General features: G+C 30.4%; 17 protein-coding genes. 10 read left to right on the top strand and 7 right to left on the bottom strand.

The features are described 5' to 3' along the window. The first annotated feature begins 205 nt into the window (after nucleotides 1-205). From ACTG3V_RS01625 to ACTG3V_RS01605, 5 genes are all read left to right on the top strand, one after another. Entirely contained in the window at nucleotides 206-769 is a 564-nt protein-coding gene (locus ACTG3V_RS01625; RefSeq protein ID WP_439130378.1) for a hypothetical protein, read from the top strand. A 136-nt stretch (nucleotides 770-905) separates the two neighbouring features. Further along, nucleotides 906-1,565 (top strand): hypothetical protein, encoded by a 660-nt coding sequence (locus ACTG3V_RS01620; RefSeq protein ID WP_439130377.1) that lies wholly within the window; start codon nucleotides 906-908, stop codon nucleotides 1,563-1,565. Between the two features lie 46 nt (nucleotides 1,566-1,611). Further along, a complete protein-coding gene (locus ACTG3V_RS01615) occupies nucleotides 1,612-3,048 on the top strand; it encodes a M20/M25/M40 family metallo-hydrolase (protein WP_439130376.1) in 1,437 nt (478 codons plus the stop codon). A gap of 4 nt (nucleotides 3,049-3,052) precedes the next feature. Next, a complete protein-coding gene (locus ACTG3V_RS01610) occupies nucleotides 3,053-3,415 on the top strand; it encodes a DoxX family protein (protein WP_439130375.1) in 363 nt (120 codons plus the stop codon). A 5-nt stretch (nucleotides 3,416-3,420) separates the two neighbouring features. Beyond that, nucleotides 3,421-5,034 carry an amidohydrolase gene (locus ACTG3V_RS01605; protein ID WP_439130374.1) on the top strand — a complete coding sequence of 538 codons (1,614 nt, stop codon included), beginning with the start codon at nucleotides 3,421-3,423 and terminating at the stop codon, nucleotides 5,032-5,034. A gap of 199 nt (nucleotides 5,035-5,233) precedes the next feature. Here ACTG3V_RS01605 and serA read toward each other — a convergent pair whose 3' ends face one another. Both serA and ACTG3V_RS01595 read right to left on the bottom strand, forming a co-directional pair. Further along, the gene (gene serA, locus ACTG3V_RS01600) at nucleotides 5,234-7,126 is read right to left on the bottom strand and encodes a phosphoglycerate dehydrogenase (protein ID WP_439130373.1); all 1,893 of its coding nucleotides are present in this window, start codon (nucleotides 7,124-7,126) and stop codon (nucleotides 5,234-5,236) included. A gap of 141 nt (nucleotides 7,127-7,267) precedes the next feature. Then, on the bottom strand, nucleotides 7,268-8,089 hold the full coding sequence (locus ACTG3V_RS01595; protein WP_439130372.1) for a hypothetical protein: 822 nt from the start codon (nucleotides 8,087-8,089) through the stop codon (nucleotides 7,268-7,270). Nucleotides 8,090-8,279: 190 nt separating this feature from the next. On the opposite strand from ACTG3V_RS01595, the gene gcvP reads away from it, so the two are divergent. Continuing rightward, complete coding sequence (gene gcvP, locus ACTG3V_RS01590) at nucleotides 8,280-11,165, top strand: aminomethyl-transferring glycine dehydrogenase (RefSeq protein ID WP_439130371.1); 2,886 nt, start codon at nucleotides 8,280-8,282, stop codon at nucleotides 11,163-11,165. Between the two features lie 119 nt (nucleotides 11,166-11,284). On the opposite strand, the gene leuB is transcribed toward gcvP, so the two are convergent. From leuB to ACTG3V_RS01565, 5 genes are all read right to left on the bottom strand, one after another. Continuing rightward, on the bottom strand, nucleotides 11,285-12,340 hold the full coding sequence (leuB, locus tag ACTG3V_RS01585) for a 3-isopropylmalate dehydrogenase (protein ID WP_439130370.1): 1,056 nt from the start codon (nucleotides 12,338-12,340) through the stop codon (nucleotides 11,285-11,287). Between the two features lie 102 nt (nucleotides 12,341-12,442). Next, nucleotides 12,443-13,963 carry an alpha-isopropylmalate synthase regulatory domain-containing protein gene (locus ACTG3V_RS01580; RefSeq protein WP_439130454.1) on the bottom strand — a complete coding sequence of 507 codons (1,521 nt, stop codon included), beginning with the start codon at nucleotides 13,961-13,963 and terminating at the stop codon, nucleotides 12,443-12,445. 56 nt (nucleotides 13,964-14,019) lie between these two features. Then, nucleotides 14,020-14,619: a 3-isopropylmalate dehydratase small subunit gene (leuD, locus tag ACTG3V_RS01575; protein ID WP_439130369.1), complete on the bottom strand. Its 600-nt coding sequence runs from the start codon at nucleotides 14,617-14,619 to the stop codon at nucleotides 14,020-14,022. A 114-nt stretch (nucleotides 14,620-14,733) separates the two neighbouring features. Beyond that, nucleotides 14,734-16,131: a 3-isopropylmalate dehydratase large subunit gene (gene leuC, locus ACTG3V_RS01570; protein WP_439130368.1), complete on the bottom strand. Its 1,398-nt coding sequence runs from the start codon at nucleotides 16,129-16,131 to the stop codon at nucleotides 14,734-14,736. Nucleotides 16,132-16,453: 322 nt separating this feature from the next. Beyond that, entirely contained in the window at nucleotides 16,454-17,101 is a 648-nt protein-coding gene (locus ACTG3V_RS01565) for an HAD family hydrolase (protein WP_439130367.1), read from the bottom strand. 214 nt (nucleotides 17,102-17,315) lie between these two features. On the opposite strand from ACTG3V_RS01565, the gene ACTG3V_RS01560 reads away from it, so the two are divergent. The 4 genes from ACTG3V_RS01560 to ACTG3V_RS01545 are packed head-to-tail and all read left to right on the top strand — an operon-like array spanning nucleotide 17,316 to nucleotide 22,497. Next, nucleotides 17,316-19,997 carry an ATP-binding protein gene (locus tag ACTG3V_RS01560; protein WP_439130366.1) on the top strand — a complete coding sequence of 894 codons (2,682 nt, stop codon included), beginning with the start codon at nucleotides 17,316-17,318 and terminating at the stop codon, nucleotides 19,995-19,997. Further along, complete coding sequence (locus tag ACTG3V_RS01555) at nucleotides 19,997-20,791, top strand: hypothetical protein (protein ID WP_439130365.1); 795 nt, start codon at nucleotides 19,997-19,999, stop codon at nucleotides 20,789-20,791. Before ACTG3V_RS01560 ends, ACTG3V_RS01555 begins: the two co-directional genes overlap by 1 nt. Continuing rightward, nucleotides 20,784-21,992, top strand: a complete 1,209-nt coding sequence (locus ACTG3V_RS01550; RefSeq protein WP_439130364.1) for a hypothetical protein — start codon at nucleotides 20,784-20,786, stop codon at nucleotides 21,990-21,992. Before ACTG3V_RS01555 ends, ACTG3V_RS01550 begins: the two co-directional genes overlap by 8 nt. Continuing rightward, the gene (locus tag ACTG3V_RS01545) at nucleotides 21,979-22,497 is read left to right on the top strand and encodes a condensin complex protein MksE (RefSeq protein WP_439130363.1); all 519 of its coding nucleotides are present in this window, start codon (nucleotides 21,979-21,981) and stop codon (nucleotides 22,495-22,497) included. The genes ACTG3V_RS01550 and ACTG3V_RS01545 overlap by 14 nt, the downstream gene beginning before the upstream one ends. The last annotated feature ends 7 nt before the right edge of the window (nucleotides 22,498-22,504 follow it).

Here is a 22,504-nt window from a genome sequence, read left to right as displayed (position 1 = left end):
TTATCTAAAAAAGAGATTATATAAAATCACTTTTTTCATATATTTACAACCTATGTTGTATTATTTGCTGATTGCTTTTCAAGCCTTTTGTATTTTTCATGTATACAGAACTAAAAACGATTATTACTGGTATATTCTAATATTTTTTTTACCAGTACTTGGTGGTGCTGTTTATTTGTTTACGCAAATACTGAATAAAAAAAATATGGATAATGCTCTTGATTCAATTAATGCTGTTGTTAACCCAACTAAGAAAATTAAAGATTTAGAACAAAAACTTTCTTTCTCAGAAACTTTTCAAAACAAAATAAATCTTGCAGACGAACACCTGGAAAATCAAAATTTCGAAAAAGCTATTGAATTTTATGAAAAAGCGTTACAAGGTAAATACAAAGAGCATCCTTACACTATTAACAAAGCATTAAAATGCTATTATAAAATTAAAGATTTTAAAAAAGTAATAGAATATGCTGGTAAAATAGACCTTGAAAAAACATTTAGAGATTCTCTGTGCTTTTATGCCATTGCTTTAGAAAAATGCAATTTTTTAGATGAAGCTGAAATTCAGTTTAAGAAAGTAGATAAAAGGTATTCCAATTATCCTGAACGTTTAGAGTTATCTAGATTTTTGATTAGAAGAGATAAGAAAGAAGCTGCAAAATCTGTTTTAGATGATATAATTATGGAAATCAATAATATGATTGAAACTAATAAAAGAAAATACAAATACATCTATAAAGAATCTAAGTTATTGATACGTGATATTTAGATTTTTAAAACTCCTATTCCACTTTACCACCACATTATTATTGACAATACTAACCCAAGTTGGTGGAATAATTTATATAATTTCTCTAATTAGTTTCAAAAAATCTACCCCAAAATATAAAATTAAAAGATTTCTTTTGTTTTTAGTTTTATATGTTTTTGCTACGTTTTTAATCATTCCTAATATTGCTCCTTTATTTGGTAGAGTTAAGATTGATAACAACCATAGCATACACACACATCATTCTTTTACAATTTTATTGAATAGAAATTATGTAACCCATAAAATGCACGAAACTTTAACTGAGGTTTCTCTTCGATTTCAAAAAGAATATCCCAATCTAAAACTTTTTTATTTAGATGCAAATTTTCCTTTTATTGATGGTTTTCCACTACTCCCTCATTTAAGTCATAATGATGGCAAAAAAATAGATCTTTCTTTTATTTATAAAGATAAAAAAGGAAACATAACTAACCTAAAACCTTCAAAAAGTGGTTATGGTGTTTTTGCTGAGCCTCAAAAAAACGAAATAAATCAAACCCAAATTTGCAAACAAAAGGGGTATTGGCAATATGATTTTACAAAAAACCTAACATTTGGCACAAATTATAATTTAAAATTAGCTACAAAAGCTACAAAAAGCCTCATTGAAATCCTAATAGAAAACAAAAAAGTTAAAAAAGTATTTATAGAACCTCATTTAAAAAATAGATTTCAAATCAATAATTCTAAATTAAGGTTCCATGGTTGCCAAGCTGTAAGACATGATGATCATATTCATTTTCAAATTCAGTAATTTGTCAACTCATTTTTGTAATTTTATAACATCTAACTATCTTACCATGAAAAAAATCATACTTTTATTTTCAGTAACACTTTTTATAACGTCTTGCCAACAAAAAAAAGTTAATCAAAAAGAACTTTCAAATACCTTATCAACCTTAGAAAAAAAAGACTCCACAAATATAAAAACGCTCTTTAACACTGCACTAACTCATGGTAAATCTTATGAATGGTTAAGAGATTTGACTCAAAATGTGGGTGGTAGATTATCAGGTTCACCAGAAGCCCAAAAAGCTGTAGAATGGGGAGAACAATTAATGAATGAAGTAGGTTTAGACTCTGTTTGGTTACAACCAGTTATGGTACCACACTGGGTTCGTGGTGAAAAAGAAGTGGCGACTTATACTGTAAATGGTTTACAAAAAAATGTACCAATTTGTGCTTTAGGCTTTTCTATTGCCACTCCAAAAGAAGGCATTTTAGCTGAGGTTATAGAAGTTAAAAGTTTAGAAGAAGCTAAAGCTTTAGGTACTAAAATGAAGGGTAAAATCGTTTTCTTTAATCGTCCTTTTGATGATACCTTAATTAACACATTTAGAGCTTATGGAGGTTGTGTAGATCAACGTGTAAGAGGTGCAACTGTTTGTGGAGCGTTTGGTGCAAAAGGTGTTATTGTACGCTCAATGACAAACAGTATAGATGATTATCCACATACAGGAACCATGAGTTATGGTGATTTACCTAGAGAAAAATACATACCTGCTGCTGCCATTAGTAGTTTAGCTGCCGAAAATTTAAGTAAAGATTTAAAAGCAAATCCAAACTTAAAATTTTACTTTAAACAAAGTTGTGAAACCTTACCTGATGCACCTTCTTTTAATGTTGTTGGTGAGATTAAAGGTGCTGAAACACCTGAAAATATTTTTGTTGTTGGTGGACATTTAGATTCATGGGATTTGGGTGAAGGCGCTCACGATGATGGTACAGGCATTGTACAATCTTTAGAAGTGGCTTATTTGTTTAAAAAGAACAACATCAAACCAAAAAATACTATAAGAGTTGTGTTTTTTATGAATGAAGAAAACGGAACAAGAGGTGCAAAAAAATATGCTGAATTGGCAAAACTGAATAAAGAAAATCACATAGGTGGTTTAGAATCTGATGCTGGTGGTCATACCCCTAGAGGTTTTTCCATTGATGCAAATACCGTAAATACTGAACTTTTACAAAGCTGGAAAAAACTCTTATCACCTTATGGTTTGCATGATTTAGATAAAGGTGGTTCTGGCGCAGACATAAGCCCTTTAAAAGGTGACAATGTAACTTTAGTAGGCTATAGACCAGATTCTCAGCGTTATTTCGATTATCATCATACAAGTAGAGATACTTTTGATAAAGTAAACAAACGTGAGTTAGAATTAGGGAGTGCTTCAATGGCTAGTATTATATATTTAATGGATAAATATTTATATGCAGATACACCAGTAAAACCTTAATATTTTGAATACTTTAGTACTAATTTTACAAATAATTTATGGAGGATTTTTCTGCTTTGCAGGGATAATGCACTTCATAAAAACGGACCTCTTTAAGCATTTTATACCTAACTTTTTTAATAAGAAACTGGTAAATTATGTTGTTGGTTTTATAGAATTAGCTTTAGGATTAGGAATGTTTTTTTCAAAAACAATAAAAGATGCCTCTGTAGGTATCTTTATTTTATTAATGTTGCTTTTGCCTATTCATATTTGGGATGTAACCAAAAAAAAACCAGCTATAGGCTCCAAAAAAATAGCCATTATTAGAATCCCATTTCAATTCTTATTAATGTATGGTGTATATTTTATATTCAAAAACGCTTAATTAAAATGAAAAAAAACCTCCTCTTTTTAGTGATTTTTTTGTCTTTAATTTCATGTGGACAAAAACATGCAGACTTAATTGTATACAATGCAAAAATTTACACGGTAAATGAACTTTTTGACAAAGCACAAGCTTTCGCTGTTAAAGATGGTAAATTTATAGCAATTGGTACAAATGATAACATTTTTAATGAATATAGTGCTTTAGATACCATTAATGCACAAGAAAAAATTATAGTTCCAGGTTTAATTGATGCCCATTGTCATTTTTATAGAATGGGCTTACAACAACAAAAAGTATCTTTAGAGGGTACAAAAAGTTATAATGAGGTTATTAAAAGAATAGACTCTTTTCAAAAAGTAAAAAATACAAATTATATAACTGGTCGTGGTTGGGATCAAAACGACTGGAAAGTGAAAGAGTTTCCAACAAAATACAAGTTAGATTCTTTATTCCCAACAACTCCTGTAGCTGTAAGAAGAGTTGACGGACATGCATTACTGGTTAATCAAGCTGCAATAGATTTAGCAGGAATTACAAAAGACACCCCTGTTTCTGGTGGAGAAATTATTGTTGAAAACGGAAAGATGACTGGTGTTTTAATAGATGCTGCAATGGATTTTATTAAAATACCTGAACCCACAAAACAAGAAGCTATTCAAGGTTTATTAGATGCACAAAAAATATGTTTTTCTTATGGCTTAACTACTGTTGATGATGCAGGTTTAGATAGAAGCACAATTGAATTAATTGATGAACTTCAGAAAAAAAATCAGTTAAAAATGCGAATTTACGCCATGGTTTCTGGCGATAAACAGTCTCAAATTGATTATTATATCAATAAAGGAATTTATAAAACGGATAAATTAAATGTGCGTTCGTTTAAAGTTTATGGTGATGGTGCTCTAGGTTCTAGAGGTGCTGCAATGCGCAAGCCATACTCAGATAGAGAAAATCATTTTGGAGCTTTAATATATCCTGCTGAGCGATACAGAGAAATCGCCAAACAAATTGCTGCATCAGAATTTCAAATGAATACACACGCTATTGGAGATTCTGCTAATACTTGGATGCTTAAAACCTATAATGAAGTTCTAAAAAATAAAGAAAATAGAAGATGGCGAATTGAACATGCACAAATAATATCATCTAAAGATTTTAGAAGTTTTGATAATATTATGCCCTCTGTACAACCTACACATGCAACCTCAGATATGTATTGGGCTGAAGAACGAATTGGTAAAGAACGAATGAGAGGTGCATATGCCTTTAGAAATTTGTTAAATAGATATGGAAAAATTGCTTTAGGAACAGATTTTCCTGTAGAAAAAGTAAATCCATTTTTAACCTTTTACGCAGCTACTTTTCGCAAAGATTTAGAGGGTTTCCCTGAAGGTGGTTTTCAAATGAATAATGCACTTTTTAGAGATCAAACCTTAAAAGGAATGACAATTTGGGCAGCATATTCTAATTTTGAAGAAGAAGAAAAAGGCTCTATTGAAGTTGGTAAATTTGCTGATTTTGTGATTTTAAATCAAGATATTATGACTATTTCAGGACATAAAATTCCAAATACTAAAGTACTTGCCACCTATGTAAATGGTGAAAAGGTGTATTAAATACTTGTTTTGTTTTAGAGTATTGCAGTTACCAATCTCTCATTTCTAGACTTTCTCTGATAAGTTATAAATATTAAGTGATTTTAATTGTAAATAAAAATCATCTCTCCTTATATAATTAACCTTAAAACAAAAAGAACCCTACAGATTTTAAAAAAATGTAGGGTATAAATATTTTAGTTTATTAAAAAAACTAGATTTAATATAAAACTCTAAACTTAATAGTTCCTTCAACAGCTCTTAGCTTATCGATAACTTCTTTATTGTATTCTTTATCTAAATCTGTAATTACATACCCAACTTTTGGATCTGTAGATAAAAATTGCCCGTTTATATTCAAATCATATTTTGCTAAAATCTTATTAATCTTAGCCATAACACCAGGTACATTTTTATGAATGTGTAAAAAACGGTGCGCATTGGTTTGTCTTGGTAAACGAATATTTGGGAAATTTACAGCATCAACAGTATTACCAGAATTAATGTATGCCATAATTTTACTTGGTACAAAATCTGCAATATCTCTTTGCGCCTCTTCTGTACTACCACCTACATGTGGTGTTAAAATTACGTTATCTAAACCTTTTAATTCGGTATAAAACTCACCATTTTTTCTTGGCTCTGATGGATATACATCTATAGCAGCTCCAGATAATTTTTTAGATTTTAAAGCACTTACTAAAGCAGGAATATCAACTACAAAACCACGTGCTAAATTAACTAATACAGCCCCATCTTTCATCTGAGCTATTTCTTTTTCTCCAAAAAAGTTTTGGTTTGCAGGGTTATCATCTACATGCAAACTAACTGCGTCAGAAATAGATAATAATTCATCTAATGAGCTTACTTTTGTTGCATTTCCTAAAGCTAGTTTATCTTCAACATCATAATAATACACATCCATTCCTAAGGCCTCTGCTAATACAGATAATTGTTTACCAATATTTCCATAGCCTACAATTCCTAGTTTTTTACCACGAACTTCTCTAGAACCAGCTGCTGTTTTTTGCCATTGTCCATTATGTATTTCTGTACTTCTTTGAAATACAGACCGCATTAACATAATAATTTCTCCAATAGCCAACTCAACCACAGAACGTGTGTTGCTGTAAGGTGCATTAAAAACTACAACACCTTTTTCTTTACAAGCCTCTAAATCAATCTGTTTAGTACCAATACAAAAAGCACTAACCACCATTAACTTTTCAGCAGCATCTACAACTTTCTGAGTAACGTTTGTTTTAGAACGAATTCCTAAAACATGTACGTCTTTAATTTTTGCTATCAATTCGTCTTCAGACAAACTTTTAGAAACGGTTTCTACAGAAAATCCATCAGATGACAATTTTGTAAAAGCATCTGGATGTACATTTTCTAATAATAAAATCTTAATTCTGTTTTTTGGGTAACTTATATTTCTAGGCAACTTGTTTACGTATAAAAATTCATCTAAATTTGGTGCTATATGATCTGCGTTTTCTGTAGTTTTATGTCTTGAAACATTTTCTGTGTATGCAAAAAACTTATCTGCTACACCTGCTTCACGAGTTACATAATCGCTGTAACCATCACCAATTACTTGTATTTCTCCCTCAAGGTTCATATCTTTTAAACACTTGATTTTTCCATTGTGTTGAGATAGTGGGTTTACACTATCAAAACTCACAATTTTTCCATTTTCATCAAATTCAAAAGTATTGGCGTATACTCTTTCTGATGGAATATTGTATTCAGCTACAATAGGATCTATAAATTCTTTAAATCCACAAGAAATCACATAAATATCATCTGCAAATTCTTCAAAAAACTCTTTATTACTTTCTATGGATTTTGATACTTGCTTTTTTAAAGCAGCAACCAAAGCTTCTAAATCAGATTTATTAGCTTCTAACAACTTAATTCTACGTTCTAAAGACTCAGTAAAAGAAATTTCGCCATCAATACCTAAATTGGTAATATCAATGATTTCTTGAATAATTGCATCTTTCTTCGGATTGTTTTTTAGCGTAATTTCAGCTAAAACATCCAAAGCTTCTACACGTGTTAATGTGCTATCAAAATCGAAAATATAATTTCTTTTTGTGGTAATCATTTATCTTTAAATCTTGGTTGATTTTAAGTGGGTAAATCTACAAATATAGTAGGGATTTAAGAAGTCTTTTTAGAGTTTTGTGATATCTGTTTTATTTATTCTCATTCTTCAAAAAGTTGATAATAAAAACAAATTTACTCACTAAAAATTATGAATTCCTAAATGAATCAACCACCAAATAACAGGTAGTGATTCTACCCAAAAGGAGCTGTAATACTTAGTTTGTTCTGTTTTTGCTCTCATTAAGAATATAATAACCATAAAAAAGAACAACATAAATGGAGTTTGCATAGCATTATTAACAGAGACTAAATACTCTAAAATCAAACAAAAAACCATTAACATTAGCCCTAATCGTTTGGTTTTTTCTACTCCAATTTTTCTTGGAATTGTTTGTAATGCAATCGCATCATATTTTAAATCTCTAATATCAAAAGGTAATATTAATACGATAACAATTAAAAAACGTTGCACCAAAATTAAATAGGTTTTAAAAGTAAATTCTAAGCCTGCATCAACTAAAGGAATTAAAACTGTAAAACCTGTCCAAACTAAGGCAACTACAACAATTTTTAAATAACTTACTTCTCTTAACGTTTTATCAAATCCACTTAAAAAAGGAATACCATACAAGATGGTTAATAGTATAAAAGGAAAAGATACAAATAAAGTTGATAATGAAATTTGAAAAGCAAAATAACATAGAGCTAAAAAACAGAAAAATGAGAAAATTTGAATAACTTTTAGACGTTCTGTTAAGCTTCTGTGATGCAATTTGGCTACACCTGCATATTTTACAAAATTGTAACCTGTAATTGTTCCAAAAAAAATAAAATAATTAAGATTTTTACGATAAGGTATATCAAAATAAATTTCTGTAATTCTCAGTAAAGCATAAACCGCTAAAGCAACATGTATGCTTGAATTAATGTAAAAGTTAAAAACAGCCTTTAGAATCTTCATCACACAAAAATAACCTATTGTTTATAATTATTCTATTTAGTTAATAATTAAATGTTTTGCGGTGGTATTATCATCAAAATTAAAACAAAGAATATGTATTTTTGCAAAATTAAATTACATATTGATAGGTTAGGTTTAATTAAAAGTCTAATAGAGTCAATTGAATTTATTCTAAATAAAAATCTATTTAATGAACACAAATTCGTTTCAATTAAGACATATTGGTCCAAATAAAGAGGATCAAAAAAGAATGCTACAAATTATCAAAGCTGCTAGTTTAGAACAGTTGATTACTGAAACTGTACCAGATAATATTCTTTTAAAAGAAGATTTAGATTTAGCACCTGCAATGAGCGAATATGAATATCTAAATCATATCAATGAACTTGCTAATAAAAATAAAGTTTTTAAAAGTTACATTGGTTTAGGATATCATGAAGCTATTGTGCCTAGTGTTATTCAACGTAATATTTTAGAGAATCCAGGTTGGTATACTGCCTACACTCCTTATCAAGCAGAAATTGCACAGGGGCGTTTAGAAGCCTTGCTAAATTTTCAAACCATGATTTGTGATTTAACAGGAATGGAATTGGCAAATGCTTCTTTATTAGATGAAAGTACTGCTGCTGCAGAAGCAATGGCGTTGTTATTTGATGTTAGAGAACGCGCAAAGAAAAAAGCAGGTGCCAATAAGTTTTTTGTTTCTGAAGATATTTTACCACAAACTTTATCTTTATTATTAACAAGATCTGAACCAATTGGTATTGAATTAGTTATTGGAAATCATAAAGAGTTTGATTTTGCTGATGCGTATTTTGGAGCCATTTTACAATATCCAGGTAAATTAGGACAGGTTCACAATTACGAAGACTTTGTTGCAAAAGCAAATGAAAATGATATTAAGGTAGCTGTGGCTGCTGATATTTTATCGCTTGTAAAATTAAAAGCACCTGGTGAATTTGGGGCATCTGTAGTTGTGGGAACTACGCAACGATTTGGAATTCCTTTAGGATATGGAGGTCCTCATGCAGCTTATTTTGCTACCAAAGAAAAATACAAAAGAAGCATACCTGGACGAATTATTGGGGTTACTAAAGATATGAATGGTAAACGTGCTTTACGAATGGCGCTGCAAACTAGAGAGCAACATATTAAACGTGAAAGAGCAACATCTAACATTTGTACAGCACAGGTTTTATTAGCAGTTATGGCTGGTATGTATGCTGTGTATCATGGTAAAAAAGGTTTGCAGTTTATTGCGGATACTGTGCATAATAAAACAAAACTAGTTGCAGATTATTTAGATAAAGCTGGTTTTAAACAACTAAACACTTCTTATTTTGATACGCTTTTAGTTGAAATTGATGCAAACCGTTTAAAACCAATAGCAGAATCTTTTAAGGTAAACTTTAATTACGTTTCAAATAATTTGGTTTCAATTTCTTTAAATGAAGCTACTACTCAAAAAGATTTAATGACTTTATTTACCATTTTTGGGCAGTTAAAACCACGACCAAATCCTTTAAATGATGATTTTAGTGGAAGTTTTTCTCAAATTTTAACGGAAAAACCTTTCCATTCAAACTTTAAAGTTATCACTGATAATGTAGCAAGAAATACGCCATTTTTAGAAAATGAAATTTTTAACACCTATCATTCAGAAACTGATATGATGCGTTATATCAAAAAATTAGAGCGTAAAGATTTGGCATTAAATCATTCTATGATTTCTTTAGGATCTTGTACTATGAAATTAAATGCAGCTTCAGAAATGTTGCCATTGAGTAATCCACAATGGGGTAATATACATCCTTTTGTACCTATAAATCAGGCAGAAGGGTATCAAGAAGTATTGCAAAAATTAGAACATCAATTAAATATCATTACCGGTTTTGCTGGTACTTCTTTACAACCTAATTCTGGAGCTCAAGGTGAATTTGCTGGGTTAATGACGATTAGAGCTTACCATCAATCTAGAAACGATTCGCACAGAAATATTTGTATTATTCCTGCTTCTGCACATGGAACCAACCCTGCATCTGCAGTTATGGCTGGAATGAAAGTTATTGTAACTAAAACTGCTGAAAACGGAAATATTGATGTTGATGATTTACGTGAAAAAGCAGAAATGCATGCAGATAATTTAGCTGCATTAATGGTAACTTATCCTTCCACTCATGGCGTTTTTGAAAGCGAAATTCAAGAAATCACCAAAATTATTCACGACAATGGAGGTCAAGTTTATATGGATGGTGCCAATATGAATGCTCAAGTTGGTTTAACAAATCCTGCTACGATTGGTGCAGACGTTTGTCACTTAAACTTACACAAAACCTTTGCCATTCCTCATGGAGGTGGAGGTCCAGGAGTTGGCCCAATTTGTGTTGCGCCTCAATTAGTTCCGTTTTTACCAACAAATCCAATTATTGAAACTGGAGGAGAACATGCCATTAATGCAATTTCTGGAGCTCCTTGGGGTTCTGCTTTAGCTTGTTTAATTTCTTATGGATATATTACCATGTTAGGATTTAGAGGATTGACAAACTCGACAAAAAATGCCATCTTAAATGCAAACTATATTAAAGAGCGCCTACAAGGTCATTATGAAACTTTATATACTGGCGAAAAAGGTCGTGCAGCACACGAAATGATTATTGATTGTAGAGGTTTTAAGCAACAAGGTATTGAGGTTGTAGATATAGCAAAACGTTTAATGGATTATGGTTTTCACGCACCAACAGTTTCTTTTCCTGTTGGAGGCACTATGATGATTGAACCTACAGAATCTGAATCTATTGCTGAGTTAGATCGTTTTTGTGATGCCATGATTGCTATTCGTGAAGAAATTAAAAACGCAACATCAGAAAACACAAATAATCCGTTAAAAAATGCGCCTCACACACAAGAACTTTTAACTGCTGATGATTGGAATTTTCCTTACACAAGAAAACAGGCTGCTTTTCCTTTAGACTATATTGCTGACAATAAATTTTGGCCTACAGTTAGAAGAGTTGATGATGCCTTTGGTGATCGAAACTTAATTTGCTCATGTAACCCAATTGAAGATTATATGTAGCCGATTACACCTACAAATACCTATAAAAACCATTTGAAAATAGTGGTGATTATAAATACTAAAAAAAAGCTCTCGAAAATTCGAGAGCTTTTTTTTAGACACTTATTTAAATTAAATGACTAGATATGCTCTGCTAACCAGTCTCCAACTTCTTTCGTTCCGTAAGCTTTTCCTCCATCAGCTAAATCTTCGGTAACAATACCCTCTTCTAAAGCTTTGTTTACAGCTTCACGAATTGCTTTTCCTTCTGCTTGTAAACCAAAGTTTTCAAACATCATTGCTGCAGATAAAACTGTAGCCATTGGGTTTGCAATATTTAATCCTGTTGCTTGTGGATACGAACCGTGAATTGGTTCAAACAAGCCAATATTAGCTCCTAAAGAAGCACTTGGCATTAATCCCATAGAACCAGAAATTACAGAAGCTTCGTCTGTTAAGATATCTCCGAATAAATTTTCTGTGATTAAAACATCATAACTATTAGGCCATTGTACCAAACGCATTGCAACTGCATCTACAAACTCATAAGCAACTTCCACTTCTGGATAATCTTTTTCCATTGCTTGTACAGTTTCTCTCCATAAACGTGAAGTTTCTAATACATTTGCTTTATCTACACAACATAATTTTTTGCCACGCGTCATTGCCAATTCAAAACCTTTTTTAGCTAAACGTTGTACTTCTGCTCTTGTATAAACACAATTATCAAATGCAGTTTCACCTTCTTCTCTTCTTCCCTTTTCACCAAAGTAAATTCCACCTGTTAATTCACGTAAAAAAACCAAATCAGTTCCTTCAATACGTTCTCTTTTTAAGGGTGATTTATCTAATAAACTTGGAAATGTAAATGTTGGTCTTACATTGGCAAACAAACCTAATTTTTTACGCATTTTTAACAATCCTTGTTCTGGACGAACTTTTGCGGAAGGATCATTATCAAAACGTGGATGCCCAATTGCACCAAACAAAACAGCATCCGAAGATGCACAAATTTCGTGAGTTTCATCTGGATAAGGTTCACCAACTGCATCAATGGCAGCTGCACCAGTTAAGGCTGGTTTCCAAGTAATTTCGTGGTTAAATTTTTTTGCAATTGCATCAGATACTTTTACAGCTTGGTCTATGACTTCAGGACCAATTCCATCTCCTGCTAATAATGCGATGTTTAGTTTCATTTTTTTATTTGTTTACAAAGTTGTAAAGTTCATAAAGTTGTAAAGTTGTTGGTTTTAAATTCAGATTAGAACTTTTAAACTTTCAACATTTTAACCTTTAAACTATATTATATTTAACATTTTTTCTGTGGCTTTAATTGCAGATACTGTTTGATCTGAATCTAAACCATGAGTTAAAAATTCTTTTTTATCTTTTTTCCAAGTGATAATTGTTTCACACAACGCATCAGAATTACTTCCTGGAGGAATACGAACAGCATAATCTACCAAAGCAGGTAAATCCTTTTTACTATGTCTTTTATATAGTTTTCTTAAGGCATTCATAAAGGCATCAAATTGCCCATCTCCTTGAGCTTGCGCTTCATAAACAACCCCTTCAACTCTTAACTTTAAAGTTGTTGATGGTTTTAATTCTTTAGAATGTGTTAACACATAGTTTTCTACAACTACACGTTTTTCTATCGTATCAGAATCTAAAACATCAGAAATGATATAGGGTAAGTCTTCTTGAGAAACTACTTCTTTTTTATCTCCTAACTCTATAATTCTTTGTGTAACTTTTTTAAGTTCATCATCATTTAAACTGATACCTAAATCTTGTAAATTCTTTTGAATATTGGCTTTACCAGAGGTTTTACCTAAGGCATATTTACGTTTTCTACCAAAACGTTCTGGCATTAAATCGTTAAAATACAAGTTATTTTTGTTATCTCCGTCTGCGTGAATTCCTGCTGTTTGTGTAAAAACATTTGCGCCAACAACAGGTTTGTTTACAGGAATTCGAAATCCTGAAAATGTTTCTACCAACTTACTTACTTTATGTAATGCTTTTTCATTTACTGTGATTTTTACATCACTTAAAAAATCATTAATTACAGCAATTACGCTTGCCATTGGTGCATTTCCTGCACGTTCTCCCATTCCGTTTATGGTTAAATGCAAACCATTTACACCTGCCTTAACAGCTTCCATTACATTAGCAACTCCTAAATCATAATCATTATGACCGTGAAAATCTAAATGTAATTTTGGATATTTTGCTCTTACTTCTGTTATAAATAAAGCGGTTTCATTATGTGTTAAAATACCCAAGGTATCTGGTAATAAAACACGATTTATTTTTTGGGTTGATAAAAAGTCTAAATATTCAAAAACATAGTCTTTGGAATTTCGCATTCCATTAGACCAATCCTCTAAATACACATTGGTTTTGATATCATTTTTTGCAGCTAGTTCAATAGTTGCTTTGATATCATCAAAATGTTGTGCTGGAGTTTTTTTAAGTTGATGTGTTAAGTGATTTAGAGAGCCCTTGGTTAATAAATTCTGAACTTTTGCACCAGCTTCTAACATCCAATCTATCGATTTTCCACCATCAACAAAAGTTAACACCTCTATATTTTCTAAAAAATTGTTTTCTGCAGCCCAAGCCGTAATTTTTTGAACCGCCTGCAATTCACCATCAGAAACACGAGCAGATGCAATTTCTAAGCGATCTACTTTTAGTTCTTCTAATAATAATTTGGCAATGGTTAATTTTTCGGAAACCGAAAACGACACTCCTGATGTTTGTTCGCCATCACGCAGTGTCGTATCCATTATTTCAATTTTTCTTTGGGTCATTTTATCAACTTGAAAAGAAATCTTTTTTTGGATTCCCGTTTTCACGGAAATAACATTTAGAAAGGTCTTGTTTCAGCAAACGCAGAAATTTCATCTTCCATGTTTTTTAAGTAGTCGATATCATCAAAACCATTTAACATATTATCTTTTTTGTAAGCATTTATGTCAAAAGATTCAGATTCACCAGTTGCTACTAAGGTTACAGTTTGATTTGGTAAATCTACTTTGATTTCTGTTTTAGGATCTGCCATAATTGCTGCAAACAAAGTGTCTGCAAATTCAGCAGAAACTTGTACTGGTAAAACCCCTACATTTAAACAGTTATTTTTAAAAATATCTGCAAATGCTGATGAAATTACACAACGTAATCCAAAATCGTACACAGACCAAGCTGCGTGTTCTCTAGAAGAACCAGAACCAAAGTTTCTACCTCCTACTAAGATTTTAGAACCCGCATAAATTTCTTTGTTTAAAGGAAAATCTGCTTTTGGTGTTCCGTCTGCATTGTATCTCCAATCACGGAAAAAATTGATGTCAAAATCTTTACGCTCAGTCGCTTTTAAGAAACGAGCAGGTATAATTTGATCTGTATCTACATTTTCGATTGGTAATGGGTATGCTGTACTTGTTAGTACGTTAAATTTATCGTAAGCCATTGTTTTTAATTTGTTTATAAAGTTGAAAGTTTAAAAGTTTTAAAAGTTGTTCGTTTCAAAAACAATATAAACCATCTTACTTGTTAACTTTTCAACTTTTATACTTTATAAATTTTACACTAATAACGTTCTTGGATCTGTAACTACACCTTCAACTGCAGATGCTGCTGCAACTAATGGAGAAGCTAATAATGTTCTAGATCCTGGTCCTTGTCTTCCTTCAAAGTTTCTGTTTGAGGTTGATACTGATAGTTTTCCTGATGGAATTTTATCATCATTCATTGCCAAACACGCAGAACAACCTGGTTCTCTTAAAACAAAACCTGCGTCGTCTATAATTTTATCTAAACCTTCTGCTTTAATTTGATCTACAACTTTATGCGATCCTGGAACTAACCAAGCAGTAACATTGTCTGCTTTTTTGCGTCCTTTAACAATAGAACAAAATGCTCTAAAATCTTCAATTCTTCCATTGGTACAAGAACCTAAAAATACAAAGTCGATTTCTTTACCAATCATAGCATCGCCTTCGCTAAAAGACATATAACCTAATGATTTTTTGTAAGTTTCTACACCACCTTCTACAGTTTCTGCATTAGGAATCGATTTTGTTACGCCCATTCCCATTCCTGGGTTTGTACCATAGGTAATCATTGGCTCAATATCTGCTGCATCATAATTAAATTCTACATCAAATTCGGCATTATCTTCTGAATATAAGGTTTCCCAATATTTCATGGCTTTATCCCAATCTGCTCCTTTAGGAGTCTGAGAACGTCCTTTTAAATATTCGAATGTTTTTGCATCTGGAGCAATCATTCCGCCTCTAGCGCCCATTTCTATAGACAAATTACAAACGGTCATTCGTCCTTCCATAGACATATCTTCGAAAACATCACCTGCATATTCTACGAAATACCCAGTAGCTCCAGAAGTTGTTTGTTGTGAAATAATATATAAAGCCACATCTTTAGGTGTAACTCCCAAACCTAATTTTCCGTTTACGTTAATACGCATCGATTTTGGTTTTGGTTGCATAATACACTGTGTGGACAATACCATTTCTACTTCACTTGTTCCAATTCCGAATGCAATTGCACCAAAAGCTCCATGAGTAGATGTATGTGAATCTCCACAAACAATCGTTGCTCCAGGTAAGGTAATTCCGTTTTCTGGCCCAACAACATGTACGATTCCATTATTCTCATCACCTAAACCCCAATGCGAAATACCGTGTTTTGCAGCATTTTTTTCTAAAGCATCTAACTGATTTGCAGATAATGGATCTTCTACAGGTAAATGTTGATTTATTGTTGGTGTATTATGATCTGCAGTTGCAAACGTTCTTGCAGGATAAACAACCTTGTTTCCTCTACTTTCTAATCCTAAAAATGCTACAGGACTTGTAACTTCGTGAATAAAATGACGATCTATAAAAAACACATCTGGTCCGTCTTTAACTTGACGCACAACATGCGAATCCCATACTTTGTCAAATAATGTATTTGCCATTTTTTTATGCTTTATTTCTTGATTATTAAAATCTAAATTCAAAAGTAAGGTATTATTCCTTTTTTGGAATTGCTTAAACGATTCACTGCATTATATCCAACTGTTAAAAGAACACTTATTGTTTTGTTTTTTAGCCTTTTACCTTGTTTTAAAATACGATGTCTATTTAATTTGTAGGGATTGTTTTTTTGAAGGGTTAATTTAAAACCCAATTATTCTGACATAGGTATTTGCAATTTTTAGATGGATAAAATTTAAAATAGATCTTGTTTACTTCACATGACATTATTTGAAAAATCATGATTATTAAAGTTTTAACTAATTATAAAATTTTAATTAAATCTAACGGATTTTCTAAAATAAATTTTGCGCCACTTGAAATTAATTCCTCTTTGGTTCTGTAGCCCCAAACTACGCCAACAGGATGCATATTTGCCTTTTTAGCGGTTATGATATCTACATCTGTATCTCCTACAAAAATTAATTGTTCTGCAGGTATGGCTAACTTTTCACTAATTTCTAGAGCAACAGTTGGGTTTGGTTTTTTTAAGGCTTCTAATTTTAACCCTTCTACAACTTCGAAATTCCATTTAGAAAATATTGCTTTTACAACCTTCTTAGTAAGTTCATCTGCTTTATTAGAAAATACAGCTAATTTTAGATTACGAGCCGTTAACTCATCTAGTAAATTACTAATATCAGGATACATAGCTGTTTTAATTGTGCAATTGTCTCGATAAACTGCCAACATTTCTTCAAAACAACGATTGATCCATTCTTCATTCTGATTTTCTTTAGGCAAAGCTTTTACCACCAAATCTCTAACACCATGCCCTATAAAACTTTTACACTCCTGAACGCTAATTGTTGGAAAGTTATGTTTTTTTAACACTGTATTTATTGCATTGGTAATATCTCCTAGAGAATTAACAAGTGTACCATCTAAATCAAAAATTACTCCTTTAAACATGTTCTTTTATTTTAATAGGCTATAAATTTATAGATTATTATTGCATTGGGTGATGTAATTAATTTTATTTGGGATAAAATCTAGCTTTATGTTGGGTTTTGTTGATAAGTTGGGATAAATGTTTTTAAGTTTGATTTTGATTTTTGGTACATTTATGAAAATTAATTCTTCTGTGATATTAACAATAGTTTCTATCCTGAAATGATTAATAGGATTGAGTAAAATTATCAAAAAAATGCTTAAAAGATTAATAATATTAAACTCTGACATATACTCAAAAGCGGATATTGAATTAGACAATTGCAATTCCCTTCAAATTGTAGGACCAAACAACATCGGAAAAAGTACGCTGATTTACGCTCTAAACTTTCTGTTTATAATTGATGGAAGAGAAATGACTTTTAGCGGAAATCGAACAGGAGACAAAGCTACTTTCAATCACTATTTTCCTTCAATAAATTCTAGTTTTATAATCTTTGAAATTTTCAAAAATCGCTACTACTCTATTTTAGTAAAGAAAAATGCCGAAGGAAATTTAGATTACTATAAAATTGACAGCGAGTACAAAGAAGAACTTTATTTTTCAGAAACTGCTAACGGTCAAAAAATAAGAAAATTTGACTCGGTATTATCTGAATTTACTACAAATGGAATAGAACATAGCAAGTTTTCAAATCGTAGAAACGTTTTTAATTTTGTTTACCAAAAAGGAAAAAGAAACAATGGAGTTGTTTGGTTAAATCAAAATGTAAATCAAGATGGACGTGGAATTAGTAATAATTTTTCTAAAATCTACAAGTACTTAATAAATTCAAAACTAATCAACAACGATTCACTTAAAGAATCTTTGATTATTGCCGACAATAAAGAAAACGAAAGTGTTTCTTTTTCAAAGAAAAATCAAAAAGACATTCAAACTTTATTAAAGCATAATCGAGAGATAAAAATTATTAAGAGTATTAAACGCAGCTTTAATGATTTCAAAGAATTGGTAAATCAATACAAAGGAAAAAGTGCAATCCTATCTGAATTAATTTTTGCCTTTAATCAACAATATTCTTCTTTATACTCTGAACTTGGCACTTCCGTTTCTAAAATGAAAATTAAAAAAAATGAGAATACACTTGAATTAAATGAAAACCTAAACCCTAAATTAAAATTAGTTTTTGAAAAAGTAGGTGGATTAAAAATTGAGATAAGTCAGAAACAAAAAGAAATAGGCGATAAGGAAAAAGTAGTTACGGAAATTAAATCTTATGAAAGTTTAGAATTCTTAAACCAAGCATTTTTAAATTTAGAAAAAGAAAGGAAAGATATTGAATACAAAATATCACAAATTGAGAACCAAAAACTAAGTAGCAAAGAAATTGAAAGCAATATTCATAAAGCTGAATCTGCCATTTTGAGAATTACAAACCAAGTTGAAAATTATTCTGCCCAATTAATTCATAGAATTTCAGATAACCAAGAAAATAAAGAGTTACTCAATAGAGTCCTTTCAACAGATATAACAAGTTTATCTTCTGACAATATTTCAGAAAAAATCAAGCAAACTGATAACTTGATGAAGTTATTTGATGGCGCAATAAATTTACCAAATGATTTAAAAGGAAAACCAATAGAATCTATTGAAGAGTTAAAAAAGCAAATCAAGAAACTAGAGCAAGAAAAGGCAAATAATGAAACACTTTTGCCGATTGTAAAAGATTTAGAAAAACATCGTAAAAATCTAGTTGAAATAAATGCCCAAATCAAGATTATAAATATCAAAATTGAAAAATTACAGCAACTTCCAACTTTAGAAAAAGCACTTGAAACATTAAATATAGATTTCAAAACCTTATTAGAGCAAAAGGAACAATCAACTAAAGAGACCAAGTTAATTGAGGAAGAAATCAGAAAAGTTTCTGAAACTATCGAACAACTAACTAAAGATATTCTAACAAAAGAGAATAGGGTAGAAAATATCCAAAAATGGAAAGTCGAACTAGAATTATTTGGCATTAAACCAGTAGAGTATCAATCAACCGATTCTTTAGATAATATATACTCAAATATAAAAAGGAATCATCTAGAACGAGAACAGATTAAATATGACAAGAATAGACTTTTTGATAAATTAAAAAATAAAACAGAGAGAGTTGAAGCTGACGAAAGAGAGTTTATAAAATATATAGAATCTGAACTTGTAACTTTAGAAGACAAACAAAAAGCAATTGATGGTTTGCTTAAAAATATATCAACTCAATTTGCAAATCCTTGTCGTACAATTTATTCAAGATTTGAAGAATTTAATTCATTTATTACAAATCAATTTAACTCGAAAATTAAGAAAATAAAAATCTCTGATATTGATACCTTAAAAATTGAGATTGTAGAGAACGATAAACTTATAAAGGACTTAAATAAAATCATTCAGATTAGAGATTTAACATCAGAACTAATTTTTGATGACCAGTCAGAAAACCTAAACGTACTGAATAAATATTTAGATAATCAAACCACAATTACGTTTAATGATTTATTTGACATCAAACTTCATTTACATAAAAAAGGACAACACAAAATTGTTGACCTAAAAAATCAAATTGAATCTGATGGCACAGATAAAATGATTCGATTGGTTCTAATTATGTCTATCATTAATCAAATAGTTGTAAAAGATGATGAAAATAAAATTGTCTTATTTGTTGATGAAATAGGAACTATTGACGAAGCAAACAGAATTGAAATATTGAACTTCTGCAAAGAACATAATTTCATACCGATTTCAGCTGCACCACTTCATCCTTATGATGGTTTTGATAAATACTATCTAGTGAGAAGAAACAAGGGTAAAATCGTTGTTAGTGAGAAGAATGGAAATGTAATATTAAGAAAACCGATTGAAGCATAATGAAAGAAGTTGACTTCAAAACATATAAATTATTATTAGAAAGTAAATCGGTTTCAAAATCCGCAATTCCAAAAAGCATTTTGAAATCTGATATTTTTCAAAACTTGCTTCGTGCCGAAATTTTAGAATCATTAAAACTTGGAAGAGGTTTCAAAATTGAAGTTTGTAAAGAAAATGAATTTGAGAAATTTTTTAATACATCTTTTCCAGAACACAACGTTAGTAAAAGTAAATCAGGAAACATTAAAAAATATAGAAACTCAAAAGCAACAAAAATTGACAATAATCCAATTTTCTTGTTCAGAGGTTTTAATTCTTTTCAAATCAATAACCATCTTGTAGATATTGAAAAACAGACTCTTGATTTTGGTTTATTTTCTGTAATTCCAAATTCAATTATCGCTGATAAAATCTGTTTTGTTGAAAATTTAGAAACTTTTTTAAATGCAGAAAAGCTATTAGGAGTCAATTATCTATTTGTACACAAATACGGTAGAATAGGAAAAGAATCTATTTCTATGATAAATGCAAAGGAAGTTTTAGTTTTTGTCGACTATGACTTTAATGGACTTGATGAATATTTAAGAATAAAAGAAGTCTTTGCCAATGCTCAATTGTATTTGCCAACAAATTACTACGAGCTTTTCGACAAACATTCAGCATCATTAAAAGGAAACAAGGCTAAAATGAGTAATCTTGTAAAAAACTCAAAAGATTCAATTGTTGTTCAAATTAGAGAACAAGTTGCTCGGACAAATAGATTTTTAGAACAAGAAATACTAATCAATGTTTAAGTCAGAACCAAAAACCATATTACAATTTTTGGCAACTCATTTTGACTTGCTAAGGCAACTTTTTGATATACAAGTCAAGAATGAAACCATCTTAAAAAGTCAGGTTTCTGATGCACTTAAAGAATTTGGAAGTGATATTGAAAACCAACTTTTTGAACACAAATTACTTGTTGAACAAAATGACGATTATGTAATTAATGAACCTTATTTCGTTTTGTTTGAGTTTGTTCTTCAACAATTCAAACCTTTACTTCCAGAAGAGATTGAAAAATTCGGTCAATCTATAAGAACATTATTTCTTGAAATAAAAAAAGAAAATAACGATAAAAATCTTCTTTTGGCTAGAATAGAAGCCCTTTCCAAGGAAATAAATCAGTTTAAAAATGCAGTAACAAATAATACAATAAGCCTTTTAAATGAAAGTAGAGAACTAAAAGCAAATACTCGAAAAATAGAATATCAAGAGAAAGTCCAAAAAGCGAGATATTTAATTGATAACTATATTATTCCATTAAATAATATTTTAGATGTTAACCATTCTCAATCAATATATAATGAACTGTTGAGTATCTCTCAATTTTCAAATAACAAACGTTTTGATTACACAGACGAAAGTATAAGAAGACAGTTCGAAAAACTTTATAATATATTGAGGCAAATAGAGAAAGATATCTCTAAACAATCTAATATATTAACAAATGAACTTTTACCACTTATTGATAGAATTAGAACAGAAAGTGAATATTTACAAGGTTTTCACTTATACTTAACAAACGGAAATTGCTACAAAGAAATTAAACCACCAGAGCTTTTTAATACAAAAAGAGATAATCTCTATAATCCTTTTATTTACGAAAACACGAAATTGTATTTTGACCAATTTAAAAATGAAGAAGATGTATTTATTGAAGAGGAAACTGATATTGTAGAGCAATGGATTTTCAATAAAAGCGAATATAAATCTCAGCTAAACTCAAAACTTCCAGTTGACGACTTTTTTACTTGGTGTAAAACATCATTAGAAAACGAAAACAAAAACTTTGATTTTGACAACTATTTTATGGTTACAAGCTTAATCTTTGAAGAAGATTATGAAGTACAGCAAGACAAAGAAAACCGAAATATTTCGTTTAGAACAGAACAAGGAGAGTTAATAATGCCAAAACTAAAAATCACTAAAAAAGAAAATGTATCCGAATAAACACAAACAAATAGTTACATCTTTTATGGATGGGAGATTTATTACCATTGATGATTCTTACTTTGATATTGTAAAAGAGTATCAAGATTTCTATACTGAATTTTTTAATAAGTCGTTTGGTTTTGAATTAAAGAACACTCAAGAGTTTTATTATCTAATTTCAGAAGAAACAAATGAAAACACTTCTCGTGATATAAGCATATTCTTCTCAATCTTCTGCTATGAACTAGACAAAGATGGAAAGAATTTTATGGATGAATTAGGGTTTTCTGACTTTCACATTGACGAAATAGTCGGTTATATTAAAAACAGTTCTTGGACTGATATTGTAAAATCAAACAAGCAATTGAATGATGCAGATAGTATCAAAAGGTTAGTAGGTTCTACTATGGTAAAAAGGAATATAGCTGTTAAACATTCAGATGACAACTATTCATTTACAAAAGCATATAAATTATTTATTGATTTTGCACGTGAATTGATAAAGTCAGATATAAAAGTATAATTAATTA

This window comes from Polaribacter sp. (assembly GCF_965660385.1).
Classification (GTDB): Bacteria; Bacteroidota; Bacteroidia; order Flavobacteriales; family Flavobacteriaceae; genus Polaribacter.
This window is presented reverse-complemented; position numbering and strand designations above follow the sequence as displayed.

Coding starts and splice junctions, on each gene's coding strand:
- ACTG3V_RS01625 (WP_439130378.1), top strand. CDS start 206: ATGGATAATGCTCTTGATTCAATTAATGCTGTTGTTAACCCAACTAAG.
- ACTG3V_RS01615 (WP_439130376.1), top strand. CDS start 1,612: ATGAAAAAAATCATACTTTTATTTTCAGTAACACTTTTTATAACGTCT.
- ACTG3V_RS01605 (WP_439130374.1), top strand. CDS start 3,421: ATGAAAAAAAACCTCCTCTTTTTAGTGATTTTTTTGTCTTTAATTTCA.
- serA (WP_439130373.1), bottom strand. CDS start 7,126: ATGATTACCACAAAAAGAAATTATATTTTCGATTTTGATAGCACATTA.
- ACTG3V_RS01595 (WP_439130372.1), bottom strand. CDS start 8,089: ATGAAGATTCTAAAGGCTGTTTTTAACTTTTACATTAATTCAAGCATA.
- gcvP (WP_439130371.1), top strand. CDS start 8,280: ATGAACACAAATTCGTTTCAATTAAGACATATTGGTCCAAATAAAGAG.
- leuB (WP_439130370.1), bottom strand. CDS start 12,340: ATGAAACTAAACATCGCATTATTAGCAGGAGATGGAATTGGTCCTGAA.
- ACTG3V_RS01580 (WP_439130454.1), bottom strand. CDS start 13,963: ATGACCCAAAGAAAAATTGAAATAATGGATACGACACTGCGTGATGGC.
- leuD (WP_439130369.1), bottom strand. CDS start 14,619: ATGGCTTACGATAAATTTAACGTACTAACAAGTACAGCATACCCATTA.
- leuC (WP_439130368.1), bottom strand. CDS start 16,131: ATGGCAAATACATTATTTGACAAAGTATGGGATTCGCATGTTGTGCGT.
- ACTG3V_RS01565 (WP_439130367.1), bottom strand. CDS start 17,101: ATGTTTAAAGGAGTAATTTTTGATTTAGATGGTACACTTGTTAATTCT.
- ACTG3V_RS01555 (WP_439130365.1), top strand. CDS start 19,997: ATGAAAGAAGTTGACTTCAAAACATATAAATTATTATTAGAAAGTAAA.
- ACTG3V_RS01550 (WP_439130364.1), top strand. CDS start 20,784: ATGTTTAAGTCAGAACCAAAAACCATATTACAATTTTTGGCAACTCAT.
- ACTG3V_RS01545 (WP_439130363.1), top strand. CDS start 21,979: ATGTATCCGAATAAACACAAACAAATAGTTACATCTTTTATGGATGGG.